This window comes from Pararhodobacter aggregans (assembly GCF_003075525.1).
Classification (GTDB): domain Bacteria; phylum Pseudomonadota; class Alphaproteobacteria; order Rhodobacterales; family Rhodobacteraceae; genus Pararhodobacter; species Pararhodobacter aggregans.
The window spans coordinates 47,500-64,564 of the sequence record NZ_QDDR01000013.1 but is presented as its reverse complement, the minus strand read 5'-3'; the positions used below and the strand labels follow the sequence as shown (position 1 = coordinate 64,564).

The 17,065-nt window shown below is 62.7% G+C and carries 16 protein-coding genes; 13 read left to right on the top strand and 3 right to left on the bottom strand.

Annotated features, from left to right (window positions below):
• Positions 1-17 precede the first annotated feature (17 nt).
• From DDE23_RS20420 to DDE23_RS20390, 7 genes are all read left to right on the top strand, one after another.
• Positions 18-356: a hypothetical protein gene (locus tag DDE23_RS20420; RefSeq protein ID WP_107754943.1), complete on the top strand. Its 339-nt coding sequence runs from the start codon at positions 18-20 to the stop codon at positions 354-356.
• Positions 357-367: 11 nt separating this feature from the next.
• Positions 368-1,144 (top strand): hypothetical protein, encoded by a 777-nt coding sequence (locus DDE23_RS20415; RefSeq protein WP_133239601.1) that lies wholly within the window; start codon positions 368-370, stop codon positions 1,142-1,144.
• Positions 1,145-1,300: 156 nt separating this feature from the next.
• Complete coding sequence (locus DDE23_RS20410) at positions 1,301-1,708, top strand: hypothetical protein (protein WP_107754941.1); 408 nt, start codon at positions 1,301-1,303, stop codon at positions 1,706-1,708.
• Positions 1,701-3,242: a phage/plasmid primase, P4 family gene (locus DDE23_RS20405; RefSeq protein ID WP_107754940.1), complete on the top strand. Its 1,542-nt coding sequence runs from the start codon at positions 1,701-1,703 to the stop codon at positions 3,240-3,242. The genes DDE23_RS20410 and DDE23_RS20405 overlap by 8 nt, the downstream gene beginning before the upstream one ends.
• 136 nt (positions 3,243-3,378) lie before the next feature.
• On the top strand, positions 3,379-3,621 hold the full coding sequence (locus tag DDE23_RS20400) for a hypothetical protein (RefSeq protein ID WP_133239600.1): 243 nt from the start codon (positions 3,379-3,381) through the stop codon (positions 3,619-3,621).
• A 398-nt stretch (positions 3,622-4,019) separates the two neighbouring features.
• A complete protein-coding gene (locus DDE23_RS20395) occupies positions 4,020-5,006 on the top strand; it encodes a GlxA family transcriptional regulator (RefSeq protein ID WP_107754938.1) in 987 nt (328 codons plus the stop codon).
• 383 nt (positions 5,007-5,389) lie between these two features.
• Positions 5,390-6,646, top strand: coding sequence for an ATP-binding protein (locus DDE23_RS20390; RefSeq protein ID WP_107754937.1), 1,257 nt, complete (start codon positions 5,390-5,392; stop codon positions 6,644-6,646).
• Between the two features lie 320 nt (positions 6,647-6,966).
• Here the strand turns inward: DDE23_RS20390 and DDE23_RS20385 are convergent, their stop codons facing one another.
• The 3 genes from DDE23_RS20385 to DDE23_RS20375 form a co-directional block, all read right to left on the bottom strand.
• Positions 6,967-7,599: a tyrosine-type recombinase/integrase gene (locus DDE23_RS20385; protein ID WP_107754936.1), complete on the bottom strand. Its 633-nt coding sequence runs from the start codon at positions 7,597-7,599 to the stop codon at positions 6,967-6,969.
• A 229-nt stretch (positions 7,600-7,828) separates the two neighbouring features.
• Positions 7,829-8,686, bottom strand: a complete 858-nt coding sequence (locus DDE23_RS20380) for an SMP-30/gluconolactonase/LRE family protein (RefSeq protein WP_107754935.1) — start codon at positions 8,684-8,686, stop codon at positions 7,829-7,831.
• Complete coding sequence (locus DDE23_RS20375; RefSeq protein ID WP_107754952.1) at positions 8,686-9,555, bottom strand: SDR family NAD(P)-dependent oxidoreductase; 870 nt, start codon at positions 9,553-9,555, stop codon at positions 8,686-8,688. The genes DDE23_RS20380 and DDE23_RS20375 overlap by 1 nt, the downstream gene beginning before the upstream one ends.
• A gap of 117 nt (positions 9,556-9,672) precedes the next feature.
• On the opposite strand from DDE23_RS20375, the gene DDE23_RS20370 reads away from it, so the two are divergent.
• The 6 genes from DDE23_RS20370 to DDE23_RS20340 all read left to right on the top strand — a co-directional run bounded on the left by DDE23_RS20370 (position 9,673) and on the right by DDE23_RS20340 (position 16,973).
• Entirely contained in the window at positions 9,673-10,560 is an 888-nt protein-coding gene (locus tag DDE23_RS20370) for a LysR family transcriptional regulator (RefSeq protein ID WP_107754934.1), read from the top strand.
• Between the two features lie 314 nt (positions 10,561-10,874).
• Positions 10,875-12,977 (top strand): YecA family protein, encoded by a 2,103-nt coding sequence (locus DDE23_RS25655; RefSeq protein WP_133239599.1) that lies wholly within the window; start codon positions 10,875-10,877, stop codon positions 12,975-12,977.
• Between the two features lie 1,147 nt (positions 12,978-14,124).
• Positions 14,125-14,313 carry a hypothetical protein gene (locus DDE23_RS20355; protein ID WP_107754931.1) on the top strand — a complete coding sequence of 63 codons (189 nt, stop codon included), beginning with the start codon at positions 14,125-14,127 and terminating at the stop codon, positions 14,311-14,313.
• On the top strand, positions 14,310-14,702 hold the full coding sequence (locus DDE23_RS20350; protein WP_107754930.1) for a twin-arginine translocation signal domain-containing protein: 393 nt from the start codon (positions 14,310-14,312) through the stop codon (positions 14,700-14,702). Before DDE23_RS20355 ends, DDE23_RS20350 begins: the two co-directional genes overlap by 4 nt.
• Before the next feature lie 431 nt (positions 14,703-15,133).
• A complete protein-coding gene (locus DDE23_RS24960; protein WP_133239598.1) occupies positions 15,134-15,709 on the top strand; it encodes a hypothetical protein in 576 nt (191 codons plus the stop codon).
• 163 nt (positions 15,710-15,872) lie between these two features.
• The gene (locus DDE23_RS20340) at positions 15,873-16,973 is read left to right on the top strand and encodes a tyrosine-type recombinase/integrase (protein WP_107754928.1); all 1,101 of its coding nucleotides are present in this window, start codon (positions 15,873-15,875) and stop codon (positions 16,971-16,973) included.
• Positions 16,974-17,065 lie beyond the last annotated feature (92 nt).

The following is a 17,065-nucleotide window of genomic DNA, read 5'->3' as shown; positions in this document are numbered from 1 at the left end:
CCACAGGAGGCATTGGAATGAGCCCCAGGAAATTCACGTTCAACCAGGCGTCGACCGGCGCCGCGAAGGAGCCGCCCGGCAAGAAACAGCCGGACAGGAAGGAGGCCCGCAAGGTGGTCCTGGCCGAGCGGCGCCGGGTCGCGGCGATCCTCGCCCAGGCCTGCCCGCTGACGGTGGCCGAGGCCGCCAGGCTGGCCTGTTTCACCGATACCACCGCCGAGGAGGCGGGCCTGCATCTGATGGCCGCCCGCAAACGCGCCACGGCCAGGGCACGAAAGGAAGCGCGCGCGCCCGATGCCCTGCCGCCCGAACTCAAGGCGGTCCAGCAACGCCTCATCCGTCATCCCCAGAAGTGAAGGCCCGGAACATGTCTGCAGTTCAGAAGAAACAAACGCCCCTCGTGGCGCATGCCACGCTCTCCGACAAGGTGGCGGCCCTGCTGTCCGATCCCAGGCGGACGGCGTCCAGCATGGCCTCCCTGTCGGACGAGGTCGATGCCGCCGCCGACCGGGCGACCGAGGAGGCCGAGCGCGCCCGCAGCGCGGCGCTCGACCCGTGCCTGACCAGCAAGGACGTGGCCGAGCTGCGCCGCGCCCGCGCCGATGCCGAGTTCCAGGCCGAGCGCCTGATCGCCGCCTCGGCGGCCCTGCGCGCCGAGGTCGCCGCGCTGGAAGCCGCCGAGGAAGAGGCCGACCGGGTGGCGGCCTATGAGGCCGCTGCCCGCGGCTCGCAGGCGGTGGCCGACCAGATCACCGCCGAGTATCCCGAGCTGTCGCGCCAGCTCATGGCGCTGATCGAGAAGATCCGCAGCGCGACCGAGCAGGTGGTCGCCGTGAACCGCGATCTGCCCGAGGGCAGGGCGCCGCTCCAGGGTCCCGAGGGGCTGGCGCGCGGCTTCAACGATTGCACCGGCACCAAGCACCGGCGGCCGGTCGTGCGGATCATGAACTCGCTTGTCGCGCCCTTCGCCCCGGCGACCTATTACGCCTGGCCGATTGACGGGTCGCAGGTGGTGAGTGCCGCGAGCGTGGACGGCTTTGCCCCGCATGGCTCCTGGCCGAGCAGCGCCGACATGCGCAAGGGCGCCGAGCTGGCCGCCAATCTGGCGCTCAAGGCGCCGCCGACCTTCGACGATCCCGCCTAGCGCGCCGCTGACCGGCCCGGCGTGACGGGGGCCTGAGGCCCCCAGCGCGCCGGGCCGGTCCCGGACAGGTCCCGGACCGGGACACACCCATTCTGACGACACTGATCGACCCGGCACCGCGCCGGGGCGGTCCTTTGCATCCTCGAGGGGCCGATTGTGGCACAGGACTTCCATAGCCGGGCAGGCGGCATCGCCGACAAGGCGGATCTGCGCCGGGCCTGGGCCGAGGCGCTCTGCTACGCCCTGGGCCAATGCCACGCCCGGGATGCGGCGGCGATCTGCGCCGCCTTCCTGGCCGAACGGGAGACCGGCGGCCCGGCGCTGGCCGCCCAGGACCGGCTGTCGGTCGGGGATGCCCGCTGGTGGGCCGACATCGCCCCGCCGCACGAGCTGGTCGCCTATGGCATGGCCGCGCTCGACCGATTGCGCGGCACGGCCCTGGCGCCGACCACGCGCAAGAAACTCTTCGTGTCCCTCTGGGAAAGCTTCTCCGACGCGGAGCGGCTGCGGTTCGTGCAGCGGATCGACCCCGAGGGCCTGGTGATCCGGAGGAACCATGACTGACGATCCGCTAGACCGGGCCTCCGGCCTGACGGTGATCGAGGGCGGCGGCGGCAAGGCGCGCGCGGCACCGGGCAACACCGGGGACGCGACGGCCGAAGTCAGCGCGCCCAAGGGGGCCACAGGGCGCCCGGGGAGGCCGAAGCCCCCGCGCGGCGGTGCCCCCAAAGGACAGCGCAAGCCTGCCGCCCCGGCGGCGCCCTCCGGGGGCGTGCTGACCGAAGACGCGGTGGCGCTCCTCTTCACCGCCGCGCATGGCCAGAGCGCGCGCTATGACCACGAGCTGGGCACATGGGCGATCTGGGATGCCGAGGCCCGGCGCTGGCGCTGGGACAAGCGGCAGACGGCGGCGCATTGGTGCCGCGAGCTGGCCCGCGAGGCCAGCGACGGCGAGGCGCCCAAGGTGCTGGAACGGGTGCGCCGGCGCAGCTTCCTGTCCGGGGTCGAGGCCATGTGCCGCGCCGATCCGACCCATGCCGTCACGCATGAGGTCTGGGACCCGGACGACATGCTCCTGGGCTGCCCGGGCGTGACCGTGGATCTGCGCAGCGGGCGTCACCAGGCGCCGCGCCCCGAGGACATGCTCACCCGGCTGGCGGCCGTGGCGCCCGACCCGACGCTGCCGATCCCGATCTGGCGCGAGTTCCTGCGCCGGGCGACCGGGGAGGACGACGCGCTGGAGCGCTTCCTGCAGGTCTTCGCGGGGTATTCGCTGACCGGATCGGTCAAGGAACATCAGATGGTGTTCTTCCACGGCGGCGGCGGGAACGGCAAATCGCTGTTGCTGAACACCCTGGTGGGCATCCTGGGCGAGTACGCCCAGACCGCCAGCATGGACACCTTCGCCGCCTCCTCCTTCGAGCGGCATTCGACGGACCTCGCGGCGATGCGGGGCGCGCGCGTGGTGGCCGTCTCCGAGGTCGCCCAGGGGGTGGGCTGGAACCAGCAGCGGCTGACCCAGATGACCGGCGGCGACAAGGTGCGCGCCCGCTTCATGCGGCAGGACGAGTTCGAGTATCACCCCAAGTTCAAGCTCTGGGTGGTCGGCAACCACAAGCCCGAGCTGGGCAATGTCAACGAGGCGATGCGGCGGCGGATGAACATCATCCCCTTCACCCACAAGCCCGACCGCCCCGATCCGGACCTGTTCGAGCGGCTGAGGCCGGAATGGCCGGGCATCCTGCACTGGATGATCCTCGGCTGCCTGGAATGGCAGAGCGAAGGCCTGTCGCGCCCGCAGGTGATCGCGGCCGAGACCGACGAGTATTTCGGGGAGCAGGACACCTTCGGGCAATGGATCTCGGAATGCTGCCGGGTGGACAGCCGGGACCCGCATTGCTGGGACGTGGCGCTGGAGCTGTTCCAGAGCTGGAAGACCTTCGCCGAAGCCCGCAACGCCGCGCCGGGCAGCTCAAAGGCCTTCGCGGAGCTGTTGAAGGCGAAGGGGTTCGGAGCAGACCTAGCGCGAGTTCAGGGCAAGGTGACGCGCATTTGGCGCGGGGTGATGCTCCATCGGCTGGGGCTGGAAGGTCAATGAAACAAGGGGCTGTAACGGATGTAACGGATCGATTTGTAACTTCCTCACGCGCGCACGCGTGCACGCGCGGCAGAGTTACCGAAGTATCCGTTACATCCGTTACACCCCGGGAGCTGTGAAAGGAAAGACCATGGGAATGATGAGGAAGAACCCGGATCAGGGCCGCGCGGTCGCGCTGTGCGAGCGGGTGCGAGACCTGGACCGCGAGCTGATCGCGCTGGTCATGACCTACCAGGACGACATGACCGTGAAAGGGGCGGGCGAGCTGGTCAAGATGCAGACCAGGCTCCGCCACCTGCGCTACACAATCGAGGGCGAAGCCCGCATCGACCTGCCAATGCGAGCGGGTCCTTCCCAGGCAAACCCCCTCCGCGGGTAATTCGCACCCCGGTGGTCAGGCCCCGCTTAACTCTAAGGAAAGCCTAAACTTAACAAGGACATGGGGTGGTGAAGTGTGCTCGGTTGACGCCAAGGAGGCAGGCGCGATTGCCATAAGTTGAGGGAGGAGACACCGGGGACTTGGTTAGGGGGCGGAGACCTTGGGGGCAGATAGTGCAAAGGGCGGACAGCGGACGGTCGCTGCAGTAAGCCTCAATGACCGCTTCAAGTCCGGGATGGCATCCACCGTCCCCGTGAGGTGATGCCTTTCCCAAAGGCCGAAATTGGACTACGCTAAGACTTGGCTGCGTTTCTTTGCCTTGCGACAGGTGGCGGACGACCCACTTTTGTCTGCCCCTCTAGATGGGCGCTCGTGCTGCCCGATGAGGAGCTACCCAGGTGAAGGTCGTCATCTTCGCTCCTTCGAACGTTCACTCGCTTGAGCTGGCCGGGCTCACGGACGTGTTCGCCGAAGCGAATGCGCGTGCCGCCGACACAATCTACGATGTCACGGTTGCCGCAGAGGAAGACCGGCCGATCCGCTGCGCCTCGGGTCTGAGGGTCCTCCCGGACGCCACCTACCTCGACGTCCCGAAGGCCCCCGATACGCTACTTGTTGCGGGGAGCGTCGGCGTTCCGACGGCCCCCGGCAGGAGAGTCATCGATTGGCTGGCCCGGATCGCGCCCAAGGCGCGGCGGCATGGCTCCGTATGCACAGGGGCCTTTCTGCTTGGTGACGCCGGACTGCTGGCTGGCCGTAAGGTGGCGACGCACTGGCAGTATGCGCCCCTGCTGGCCGAAAGGTTCCCGGATGCGAAGGTGGACGGCGACCGTGTATTCGTCCGCGATGGTGCCCTGATCACCTCTGCCGGATCGAGTGCCGCGATCGACCTCGGCCTATCGCTTGTCGAGGAGGATCTGGGTCGCGATGTCGCGCTTTATGTCGCCCGGCGTTTGGTCGTGTTCTTGAAACGGCCCGGTGACCAGTCGCAGTTCAGCGTGCATCTGGCGGCGCAATCCGTCGAACACAGCCGGTTGTACGACGTCCAGAGGTACATCCTCAACCATCCCACTGCCGATCTGTCCGTCACTGCCCTGGCCAGGATTGCCGCAATGAGCCCGCGCAACTTCACGCGGGTCTTCACCAAGGAGGTCGGGGTCTCGCCTTCCAAGTATGTCGACCTCACCCGGATCGATGTCGCGCGCTTTCTGCTCGAAAGCGGTCGACTCTCGATGGACGCGATCGCGGCCAAAAGCGGCTTCGGATCGCCGCGGGCGATGCGCCGGGCCTTCCTGTCGCATATCGGCGCGATCCCGTCCCACTACCGGGAACGCTTCCAGACCTCCGGGACCGGAGCGAGACCCACTTTGTCCGAAGCCGTCTGACAGTTGTCCTGAAAGCGCAGTGGCCGCTCCTTGCCGCTGTGGCAGGACTGCGCGAAGAGTCGGGACATGGATATTCTCCCTGACCACCTCCGAACCGATCCCACAATGCGCAGGCGGTCGCAGGTCGGCATAGAAGCCGATACGCGCGGGCGATCTGTGCCCGCGTCGATTCTCCGGGATCGGGTCGAGGCGTTCCCCGACGGTATCGCAATCGCCCGGGTCACAGACGGCAACGCGCCGTCCGCGGAAGGCTCGCTCGTAGGTAGGCGTCACGGGCTCCGTCGCGCCCATTGCGACCGCTCGCCATCCGTCGACCAAAAGAATTGCCGCTCCCGTTCCTCGTCCCGGTCGCAGGTTCATTCTCCTTCAGCGGAGTGCCCGCCATGAAGATCCGCCGCGACGACCCTGATTCTGCGACAGCTGTCTGCCAAGACTCTGCGCCTTCACGCACGGCGATGATCGTCGTGGACGACAGGCTGGTGAGCGAAACAGTCGCATTGCAGTTGGCAAACGCCGGCTGGACGACAGTCACCGCAGCCTCCGTCACCGAGGCTCAGGCGGTGCTGCTTTCCGATCCATCGATAACGGTCGCGGTTTTCCCTTGCCACCTGACGGACGAAAACGGATTCGACCCCTCCAGGGCACTAGCGGAATCCCGCCCCGAGCGAAGGGCGATAGAGTGTGTCTACCTCATGGACGCACCCAACGGCGCTTCGATGATGGACGGTCCGGACCACCTTGTCTGCAACCCGATTGAGCCACGACTTCGCGCTGATTTGGTGAAACTGGTCGCTGCCGCCGATCAGGCCGCTGGACGCCGCCGCCAGCATCAATCCATGCTGGACGAGCTTGAGCAGCGTGTGGCTGTGGGAGAAGCCATGAGACTGCGTCTGGCCGCAGCCCTCCGCGATGCCGAAGACATGAACCGCGCTCTGGCTGAAAGCGCGGGTGCGGCCCGCCGGGACTTGCTGGCGGTCATCAGCCACGAACTGAAGACGCCACTCTTTCCGATTGTCGGACTTGCCGACATCCTGCTGACCTCGACAGATCTCCGCCCCGAAGACGTTCGCGAATCGGCGGGTCTGATCCGCGATGGCGCAGAGCGTCTCTGCGCGATCATCGACCGAATTCTGACCTATGTTGACGCCGACCGACGGCAGGCACAGGCCAAGTCGTGTCGGTTAGCTCTCGTCGACCTGATTGCTGCGGCATTGCAGAAGCTGCCCAAGGACACGGTCAATGAGGGTGCGGCATTTGCTATCGACTGCCCGGATGACCTCTTTGCCATAGGGGCACCGGACCTCCTCGCCGAAGCCTTGAGCGAACTTGTCGACAACGCGATCAAGGCTGGCCCCGCAGGGGCAAAGGTGCGGATCACCGCCCACAGGGCCGATGACGGTCATGTCATGGTCGACGTTAGCGATACTGGGCCTGGCCTACCCGACATCGTGCGTCGCAACCTCGGGACGCCATTCCTGCCGGGAGACGCAAGCTTCGCGCGTCGCTGGTCCGGAGTCGGCCTGGGGCTTGCCCGCGCACGCAAGATCGCGCAATTGCACGGCGGTGAGCTGGAGGTCGCCGTTCCGCAACCTCAAACTGGTACGAAGATACGGCTTGTACTCGGCAATTCGCCGCCATGACGGTGTTTCCGGGCGCGATTCTTGGATGGTGCACGCCCCCTGCTGCAGACAGCCTCTGGCTCTGAATACGGGATGGACAGCGGAACTTCCAGTTTGAGGTACCGCTGATTGCTGATTGGTACCCGTCGATGGTCTGATTCGGAATTGAAGCCAGTCGTCCGATTCGTCCGGTGAAACGGGGACGAGACCGCCGCATCGTTGTCGCTGGCAAGCAAAAGATTGCTGCAGTAAGCCCGAGTGGCTGCTCAATGGCTACCGCAGAGTCGCGTCGACGTCCGAAATGGGCCGACCGACGCATGGAACGACGGTCGGCGAAGTAGTTACAGGTCGATCCCCTCCGATAGGGCCAACGCATCCTCGATGTCGACGCCGAGGTAGCGCACCGTGCTGTCCATCTTCGTGTGGCCCAGCAGCAACTGGACGGCGCGCAGGTTGCCGGTCTTCTTGTAAATCTGCGCGACCTTGGTGCGCCGCATCGAATGCGTGCCGTAGGCGCTCGGTTCGAGGCCCAACGAGATCACCCAACCCCGGACGATCCGCGCATACTGTCGCGTGGACAGATGCGGGCTGCCATGGATCCGGCTGGGCCACAGGAAATCGAGCCCGATCATTTCGGGGTCGCGGATCCAACGTTCGAGCGACAGCCGGGTGGTTTCGGTGATCTCGAAGCGGACTGGCTTGCCCGTCTTGCTCTGAATCATCGAGGCGCGTTCCTTGACCCGTCCGGCGGCGAACACGTCCCGGACCCGCAGGGCGACGAGGTCACATCCGCGAAGCTTGCTGTCCACGGCCATGTTAAACAGCGCGAGGTCGCGCGGGTTGCCCGCCATCTCGAGTCGGACCCGGATGGACCAGACGTGCCGGGGGAGGAGCGGGCGTTTCTGACCGATAATGCGGCCCTTGTTCCAGACAACGCGAGCAGGACGAAGGGCGGGGAGAAATTCGGCGGACATGAGTATACCTCCAGTCCACCGGGCCCACCCTTCTTCGGTCATGCCGACCACCAAAGGATACCACCTATCGGGACGGGAGTGGGGGCGTCGGGCGGGAAGCGACCCTTCGCTGCACCAAGCGCGAGAGTCGGACAAGCGGGACTTTTCGGCCGTTCGCCGCACCTTGTCCAAGGTCCGCCCCCTTCACTAGCAGCGAAGTTCTATGCGACGGACACGAGCGGCGTGGCTTTCATCTCAGGGCGTCATCGTAATCCATTTGCAGGAGCGAGCCGGATAACGGCGCATCGTCGAGCTGCGCGTCGGACAGGCCAATCCGGGCCGTCGTAACGAATAGCGTGCGGCCATCGCCGCTGAAGACGCAGCTCGTCGGGCGCGGCACCGGCAGACGGATCGTGCGTTCGAGCGAACCGTCCGGCGCGATCCGAGCTATCGCTGAACCATCGAACAGGACGCTGAGCAAATAGCCATCGGGATCCATGGTGAGACCGTCCGGTTTTCCATCCGCTGGGTTCATGGCGAAGAACTGTCGTCGGTTCTCGACGCGCCCAGAGACAGGGTCGAAATCGTAGGTGTAGATTTCACCCTTGTGCGAGTCCGTGAAATAGAAAGATCTGCCATCACGGCTCCATTCCAGCCCGTTGGGCAGGTCGAAGCCGGTATCGGCAACGTGCCATGTACCATCGGGATCGAACCGATAGAGGACGCCGCTGCCCTTCTCCCCTTCCTTGTTCATGAGGCCGGTCCACAACCGGCCCTGAGGATCGAACTTCCCGTCGTTGAAGCGGAAGGCCGGATCGGCATGTGGGGCATGGGCAATACGCTCGATTTCACCATCAGGACCCAGGCGGGCAAGCCCGTTTTCCAACCCCAAGACGATCTCGCCCGATGGATCTTCCGCCAGCACGCCAGCGGCGGCAGGTGTTTCGGTGGCTTCGTCGCGCCCGGTTGCAGGATCGTAGGTGTGGAGCTGGCATCCCATGATGTCGATCCATAGAAAACGTTCGCGCCGCGCGCTCCATAGCGGGCTTTCCCCGATGGTCGCACTGGCCCGGACCGCAACGGCTATATCGGGAATGACATCCTTCATCACCTTGCCTCCGGGGCGGCGAATGCGATCTTGTCCCACGCGGCAGCAACCGCGCTTGGACTATCGGCAGTGACCGCGCGCAAATCGCGGGGATAGTCAACACCCTCCGCCTCGAGGGCGCGGACTGCGTGGAACTGCCCGTTCGCCGCCCGCAGCACCCAACCTCCTTCGGTGCAGGCGCCGGACGCAAGGAACGCAACGCCCGGTGCGACGGCCTGAGGCTTCAGGTCCTCCGGCTCGCCCTCGACGCCCCACATGCGGGTCTTGGCGACTGGTGAGACTGCGTTGACGAAGATGCCGTGCTCCGAGCCCTCGTTCGCGAGGACGTTCACGATCCCCGCCGCTGCCATCTTGGCCGCCGCGTAAGAGGCAAGTCCCTTCTGGACGTATTGCGGATAGAGCGCCCGGCACGAGGTGGTGAGAACGATCCGGCCATAGCCGGCCTCACGCATGCCCGGCCACGCGGCCTGAGCAAGCCAGAGCGGTGCCTTCGCCGTGATCGTCATCATGTGGTCGAAGGACGACTCCCGCAGGTCCTCGACCTGCTCGTAGGCCACCCAACCGGCATTATGGATCACCGCGTCCAGTTGGCCTCGCACCCTCAGACAGTCTCGAACAAGCTCACGGCATTCGTCCTTCGTGTCGATCGCGCTGCTGAAGGGATGGGCGTCGATCCCTTCCGAGCTAAGCGCGGCGGTCGCGGTTTCAGCAACCGAGCAGTCCTGGCCTTGGCCTTTGGAATCCGCACCCACGTCATGGACCAGGACCGTCGCCCCGAGCTGACCGACGGCGCGGGCATAGGCCAGGCCCAAGCCGCGACCCGCACCGGTGACGAGTACGGTTTGCCCTTCGAAATTTGGTTCCTTCATCATCGCCTCCTTGGTTGCGGGGAAGATGGCGATGTCGGTATGATACTGCCAATATTATCTGAGTGGTCTCTTGATATGATAAAGGTATCGAAGACAGGTTCACTGTCGACGCGCGGGATGATTGACCTTCGCAAGATGGAGCAGTTCGTCACGGTGGCCGAGGAGCGTCATTTTCACCGCGCGGCTCAGCGTCTCGGAATGTCTCAGCCGCCTTTGACGGTGGCGATCCGAAGGCTTGAAGAGGATCTTGGCGTCGACTTGATCGAGCGGGGCGGCAATCGCGTTCTTGGCCTGACCGAAGCCGGACTGACCTTCTTGCATGAGGCGCGCGAGACGCTGCGCCAAGCCGATCATGCGATCGCGACGACGCGCGAAACGGCAGCCGGGCGCACAGGCCTCATCCGGCTCGGCTATGTCGGAAGCGCGCTCTATGGGCGATTGCCCGATACGATCCGAACGTTCCGAAGGGCAAGACCGAACGTGCGCCTGGAACTGCGCGAGGCAACGACAGCTGCCCAAATTGTCGGGCTTCGGGACGGCACGCTCGACGCAGGCATCGTCATCCCCCCGATCGCGGAGCCTACGGGTATCGAGCTTCACCATTTCGACCAGGATCGGCTCTGCATCGCGATGTCATTAGGCCATCCTCTGGCGAGTAAAGACGATTTTTGTCTTGCCGACATAGCGGACGAGGATTTCGTGCTGTGGCCGATGGTCGAGGGGCGCGGCTTCCACCTTCAGGTCATCCGCCTTTGTACGGAAGCCGGGTTCGTACCGCGAGTCACGCAAGAGGCGCATGGAATGCATGCAGTCCTGTCCCTTGTCGCGGTCGGTGCAGGTGTGTCGGTGGTTCCGGAGAGTATGAGGCAGTTCCGGCCGGATCAGATCACCTACCAGCCCATTGCCGAAGCCGGAGCAGACTTTCCGCTGTGTCTGGCTCTCCACCAGCCAGGTCCTGCGACTGTGGCATTTAAAGAGATCGCCTCCTTCGGCGGCTCCGAATAGCTACGCTGACGGTCCCCGAGAAAGAAAGCTGCCGTTCGTGCGCTCGGCGGTATCCAGTAGAGTGGGCTCCAAGACGACCTTAGCTGCATCGTTCATGAGCGGCGGCTATGGGCGGAAAGCGGTCATTCGCTGCGCCGGTCGTGGAGGTCAGCTACCGGTCGCGGGGTTAAACTGACCGTGCCGGACAGTAAGCTTGCAGTTGCGTGACGAAGCAACACCGTGGATTGTGGCTGCAACGTCACCGCCCCGAACGACTTGCTTACGATCCATAGTAAGCAAATGATGCATGAATTGTAGATAGGGAAACAGCGCTAGTGCGATCCGAAGAACAGTGCTTTCAAGAGTTGATGGAAGTTTGCCGAGCTCCTGGCTTTGCTCATGCGATCGCGATGTTCTGTTTCCGGGACAATTGGATCGGCATCAAAGATCAGATGACCGGTAAGTTGTTTGCTGACAAGAAGACTTCGGAGCGTCTAATAAGAACTGAAATCGCGTCGTTAATCGGCGGCCTACTCGGAGGCGCAGGTTCGACTGAACTCCCAGATCAAGCGGTGATGGTGAATTATCTAGAGCAAACAGAGCGCTTGCTTGAAGAAATTCATCAATGCATGGTCGCAGACGCTTTCTCTGACTTGAAGGCGCATAGTTCACCCCTTTCTAGCGGAGTGGCAATTAGAGAAGCAGCGTTTTATGCGAGCGAAAGCGCATATGCATTCCAGTACAAAGATTTCGCGGAAGTTCGCTACCAGCAGGATGAGCAATGGCTGGCAGGCAACGTGGGCTTCACGTTGAAAGACGCCAAGTTAATCGCCGATGCAATCGTTGATATCCAATCAAGAAAGGCGATGGATCACCTCGCAAATCTGAGGAAGACTGACCCTACGCTTTGGACGATGCTCCCGGCATTCGAGCTGGTACCGGAAGAAGTGAGTGGTGCTTCGGGTTTGCCCCTGAAAACTATTAAGAGGTTCTTCGCCGCATTCTCGTGTGATGTCAAAAGTGAAAATGCGAACTTTCGATCAGTAACGGACTTCAATATCACTTCGGCAAAGCCCATCGTCCTCTTAGAAGGACAGTACTTTCTCTTTCAGTACGTCAGCCTTATGGAAGCGATTTATGAGTGTCCGGCTCACTGGATGTACCAAGACGAGGCATACAGAGCGGCGGCATCCCAGAATAAGGGCCACTTCACAGAGGCCATGACCTTCGATTTCCTAAAAAGGATTTTCGGCGAGGAGTATGTCTTCCAGAACTTGGACCTTTACAAAGGCGTGAACAAAGTTGGCGAAATAGATGTTTACGTATCGTTTGGTGAGGTTGGGATCATCTGTCAGTGCAAGTCACAAAAGCTAACGGTCGCCTCCCGAAGCGGCAACCTAGTCAGAATCAAGAAAGACTTCCAGCTCGCAATTCAGGAGGCATATGATCAGTGCCGGGTGTGTTTTGATGGGCTTCTAGATCCGGATGTAGTTGCAAAGGACGCTGCCGGAAATGTCGTGGACTTGCAGAGGCCAGAGCGTGTCTTCCCGATTACGGTTATTTCAGATCACTTTCCGGCACTGAGCATTCAAGTTCGGCAGTTCCTGGCAACCAATACTGCTGAATGCTTTGAAAATCCGCTTTGCGTCGATCTATTCACCTTGGACGTGATTTCGGAGTTGGTCCCCTCTCCCATTCGGGTCTTAGCCTACCTAGAGCGCCGTTCCTTATACTACGATAGGATAATGACGACTAACGAATTGGGGGTGCTTGGGTATTTCCTGAGAGTGAACCTTTGGCTCGAAAGTGAAAATGATTTCTTGAACCTAGATGACAGTCTGGCAAGCGATATTGATTCCGCCATGATCGTGCGGCGGGAAGGTCTTCCCGGCAAAGATACTCCCGAAGGACTGCTGACGCGTTTCGAAGATACTTTTGTCGGCCATGTGATCGATGATGTTGATCGAAACCCAAACGCGCTCTGTGTTGAGTTGGGGCTGTCTCTACTGGAGATGGGAGAGGATGGGATCAACGATGTTGAGGCATTGGTCTCACGGATGTCGGCACGAGGACGGGGTGACGTAACGCTACCTATAGAAAATCGGTCGTCAGGCCTGACCATCCACTGCAACTCTGATCCCCAATACATTGCAGAGCCTTCTCTGCGAAAGCACATGGTCCTTCGCAAGTATCATCAGAAGGCTGACAAATGGTTGGGTCTCAATGTTGATCCATCGACCAAGCTGGTACGTTTCGGCGCATATGTGCGGCAGAAGCACGTATTCGACTATGAACTGGAAGCATTGATGGCTTCAGCGCCGCCCTTGGTGAAAACCAAGGATGTCTTGCGAGGAGCGGCACGGCGAAAAGTTGGGCGGAACGAGAAGTGTCCGTGCGGAAGCGGCAAAAAGTACAAGCATTGCTGCGGCAAGGGCTAGACTCTGGCCTTCGATAAAGTGCGCGACAGAACGCAATGGCTGTCGCCCTTCGCGCGTTGAGCATACGGTGGCGCCACCCTCGGCGCGTTGGTAGCAGAATGGCTGACCCCGGCCATCCATCGCCCCCGGCCCGAAAGTCTGGAAAGGGCCGGGAGAGTTCACGCTGCACGCCTGGTCCGAACGTCAGTGGATGCCTGAATCGTGTGTCGGCCTGTTATCGCAGGCTTGGGGCAATACACCTGAGTCGACGGTTCGTTCAGTGCTCTATCCGCGGCCCCACCACTCGGACGGGTAACTCGCGAGCTCCTGGTTTGCCGCGCTTGTGCGCGCGGACTCGCACTACCTTGCCGTTCGCTTAGCGCCTTTCTTGCTCCGCAACCCGATGCTCGGTCGGCGTCGTGCGGCCTGCAGCCCGCGCCTCTTCGAAGTGCCGCCGTGCCATGCGCTCGGTGAGGTGACGTTCGCCAGCGGGTCCGATTCGGATCATGACACGGCCCCAAGGTGGGATTTGGGCAAAGATGGCTGTCTCGAGTGCTGCCTTCCTTTTCGGGTACTAGGTCAGCTCTGCATTCCCAGCGCGCGTTTTCTCCGATCATTGCGCCGCGGCGCAAGAAGTTAGGAGGGGGTTAGAGCAGGTCTGTTCTCCCGAGCGTGTCGTGGAACCACTGGAAGAGCAATTTTTCGGGGTCGGTGCGGGACCTGAAGCGAAGGTGCGCGGGGTGGCGGCGATCCATCCACTCCCTGAAGGCAAAATAGCTTGGCGGTTCGTCAGCCCGTCCCTTGCGTTGTGCGTCAGCCCACCAGACAGGTGCCCAGCGGCAGATCATCGCTTCACATTCTGCCTTGGTTGACATGACTTCGATCAACCCCTGTGATCTTCCAATACCTGCCGAATGAACTCCGGGCGGCTGGGCTCCGGGTCGAGCTTGGCGCGTTCGGTGTCGACCCAAGCAAGAAGTTCAGGCTGAAGCCGTAGGCCTATCAGCGTCCCTTTGCCGGTTGGGGCGGGGCCGCGCTTGCCTTTTCGGGTTATCACAGTTTTCTGTTGCTCGACCATAGAAACCGAGTTATCACGGAAACGGATCAGAGGAAAGTTGCACCTTCCCCCTGATCCTAACCGAAACCCTGTTCTTAGGAGGAACAGCGAATGGCTATCACCAGCCATAGCGGACAGGGCTTGCCTGCCGCAAGACTGCTCGAAATCCACGACATGCTTGCCCTGGCGCTGGACGCCACGGAAAACACCAAGGGCTACCCCCAGCCGATCCGCGAGGCGCGCAGCTATATGCGCACCGCCCTGAGGCACACGGTCAAGCTGATGGGGGACGGAGCATGAACCGGCGAGACTTTCTGCGCGCTGGCGCGCTCGCCGCCGCTGGCGGGGCGGTCCTGGCTCCCGGCGAAGTCTTGGCCCTCACCGGCGAGGTCGTCGAGGTTGCCACCAGCCCGACAATACCTTTCGTGATCGAGGTTCGAGGTCGTCCCGGCACCTATGCCTTCTGCTATCCCTGCGATCGGATCAGCCACGGCAATCAGTACGTCTTGCGCGACGGGCGTCTTATCCGGGGTGAGAAGTTCGGCACCACAAGGGTGAACATGGGCGACGGGCGGGGATGGGTCGATATCCCCAACCAATCCCTGGACCCCGAGGTCATCGGCTGGGTGAAGACCGTTCACCAGGAGGACCGGGCAGGCTGGCACCAGCTGGCCTGGGATCTCGCATGAACCGGCGTGAGCTCCTGAGGGGCGCCGCCGCCCTGTCGCTGGCGATGCCCTCGCTTGCTCGCACTGGTCAAGCAAGCGCGGCCGAGCTGATCGAGTATCACGCCCGCGCTCTGCATGACCTGGTGCGGCGTCATGGGCCTGACGACGCGAACAGAGTCGCCGTGCATGTCAGGTCGGCCCCGCTCGGAACTCCTGGCAATTGGAGCGTGCAGGGTAGTTTCGAGCGCGATGAATGGCAGGCGGACGCGAGGCTTCGGCGCGGCGGACTGTACGTGACCCGAGGCCTAGGCTTTTGGGACTTGAGGCATCCCGACCAGCTGTTCTGAGCACGGTGCGCACGTCAAAGACATTAACCGTGTATTGATACGCGTGTCATTGACCGCGGGTCGGGATGTAAAGGAATGTGCTTTCATACACGATAGGACTATCCCATGCCGATCCGCATTACCCCTTATACTCCTGCTGAGGTCGCCATCGCCACAGGGCGCACGGTGGTCAATCAGCGAAATGACCGCAGGTCTGGCTATGCGCCGCGGCATCATGGGCATGCGCGCTTTGACTTGATCGGCGTGGCTCGGAACTATGTGATCCAGAGCTTCGCGGAGCTCGGAATTGGACCGGCTAGTTCGGTTCGCTTTGCGGACGATGCGGGCAACGCGATTGCGAGGACTTTGATCCGACAGCCAGAGGCATGGTCGTGGGCAGCGCGAAGTCGTTATCCAGGAATGGGAATCGGTGGCCGCGTGGTTGGTGTTCATCGTGATTTGATCGGTCTCCTCCCGTTTGAATACGAGCGGCCCTCTATCATGCAAGGGCTTATTGTGTGGGCAAACGGTGACTTCGAAATCAGTCCGAAATTCATTGCGGCGCCTGGCAGCAAGTTGCCGAGGGAAAGGAAGCTCTGGGGTCCCTATGTAACGATGGGGTTTGGGTTCGCAGGATGGGCTCTCGCTGAAAGACTGCCGCGGCCCATATTCGACTGGGTTGAAGAAAACGAAATGGACTAATTGTCATGACTGCCCCGCTTACCATCACCGTTCGGGAAGCTGCCGAAAGGCTGGCGTTCCCGATCGCCACGACAGAGCGGGTGGCGCGCGACCTGGGGTTGCTCATCATGGCTGGCAATCGCAAACGCATCGATCCAAACGACCTTCCGGAGATCATGAACTCATGCCGCAGCGAGCGAAGGGACCGCGCCTGTACCAGCGCAAGGACACCGGCCTTTGGGTCATCCGCGACACCGGACGCGGGGACCGTTCAACAGGCACTCGGGATCGCCGCGAAGCTGAAAGGGCGCTCGCGCTCTACCTCTCGGACCGCGACAAGCGCCCCGGTGGTCCCGCTCAGCCGGGCGAAATGACGGTGGCCGAGGCCCTAACTCTCTATGGCGAGGGGCATGCGGGCGAGACGAAAGACCCGGTGAGGATCGGCCACGCCATTGCAGCGCTGGTGCGCTGGTGGGGCGAGCGTCCGGTCTCAGCCATCACGAAAGAGACGTGCCGCGCCTATGTCCGAGGCCGCAGGAAGCCCGGCAAGCGCCACCCCGACACCGGCGAGGTTCTGGAATGGTTGCCGGTGGCGGAGGGCACCACCCGCCGTGAGCTGGGCACCCTGGCGGCGGCGTTGAATTTCTGCATGGGCGAGGGGCAGTTGCTGAACCCGCCGAAGGTGCATCTACCTGCCAAGCCAGACCCCAAAGACCGCTGGCTAACCCGCGAGGAGGCGGCTGCGCTCATCTGGGCTTCCTGGCGCAATCCTGATGCGAAGCACCTTTCGCGCTTCATCCTGGTGTCGCTCTACACTGGCACCCGCAAGACGGCAGTTCTGCGGCTGCGCTACATGCCGAACACCTCAGGCGGCTGGATCGATGTTGACCAAGGGAAGCTCTATCGGCGCGGGCAGGGACAGGCCGAGACAGCGAAGAAGCAACCTCCTGTTCGCCTTCCACGCCAGATAGTCGCGCACGCGGGGCGCTGGAAGAAGCGCGGCGCGCGGTGGGTGGTAGACTATGAGGGACATGGCGTCGCCAGCATCAAGACCGCCTGGGCGACGGCGGTCGAGGCAGCGGGGCTCGGCGAAACCGGCGTCACACCGCACACGCTGCGGCACACGGCAATCACCTGGGCGATGCAAGCCGGAGCGGACATCTGGGAGACGGCCGGTTTCTTCGGCGTCAGCATCGAGACGATGATGCGCACCTATGCGCACCATCATCCCGACCATCAGCAAACGACAGTGCGAGCCCTGGAAGCCCGGGGTCGGAAACTGTGAGGCCGCACAGTTTCAGCGGAAAACGGCGAGCGCTTGGGTGAACAAAAGCAGGTGAAAAGAATGACCAAAACAGGAACAAATGGCTTGTCCAT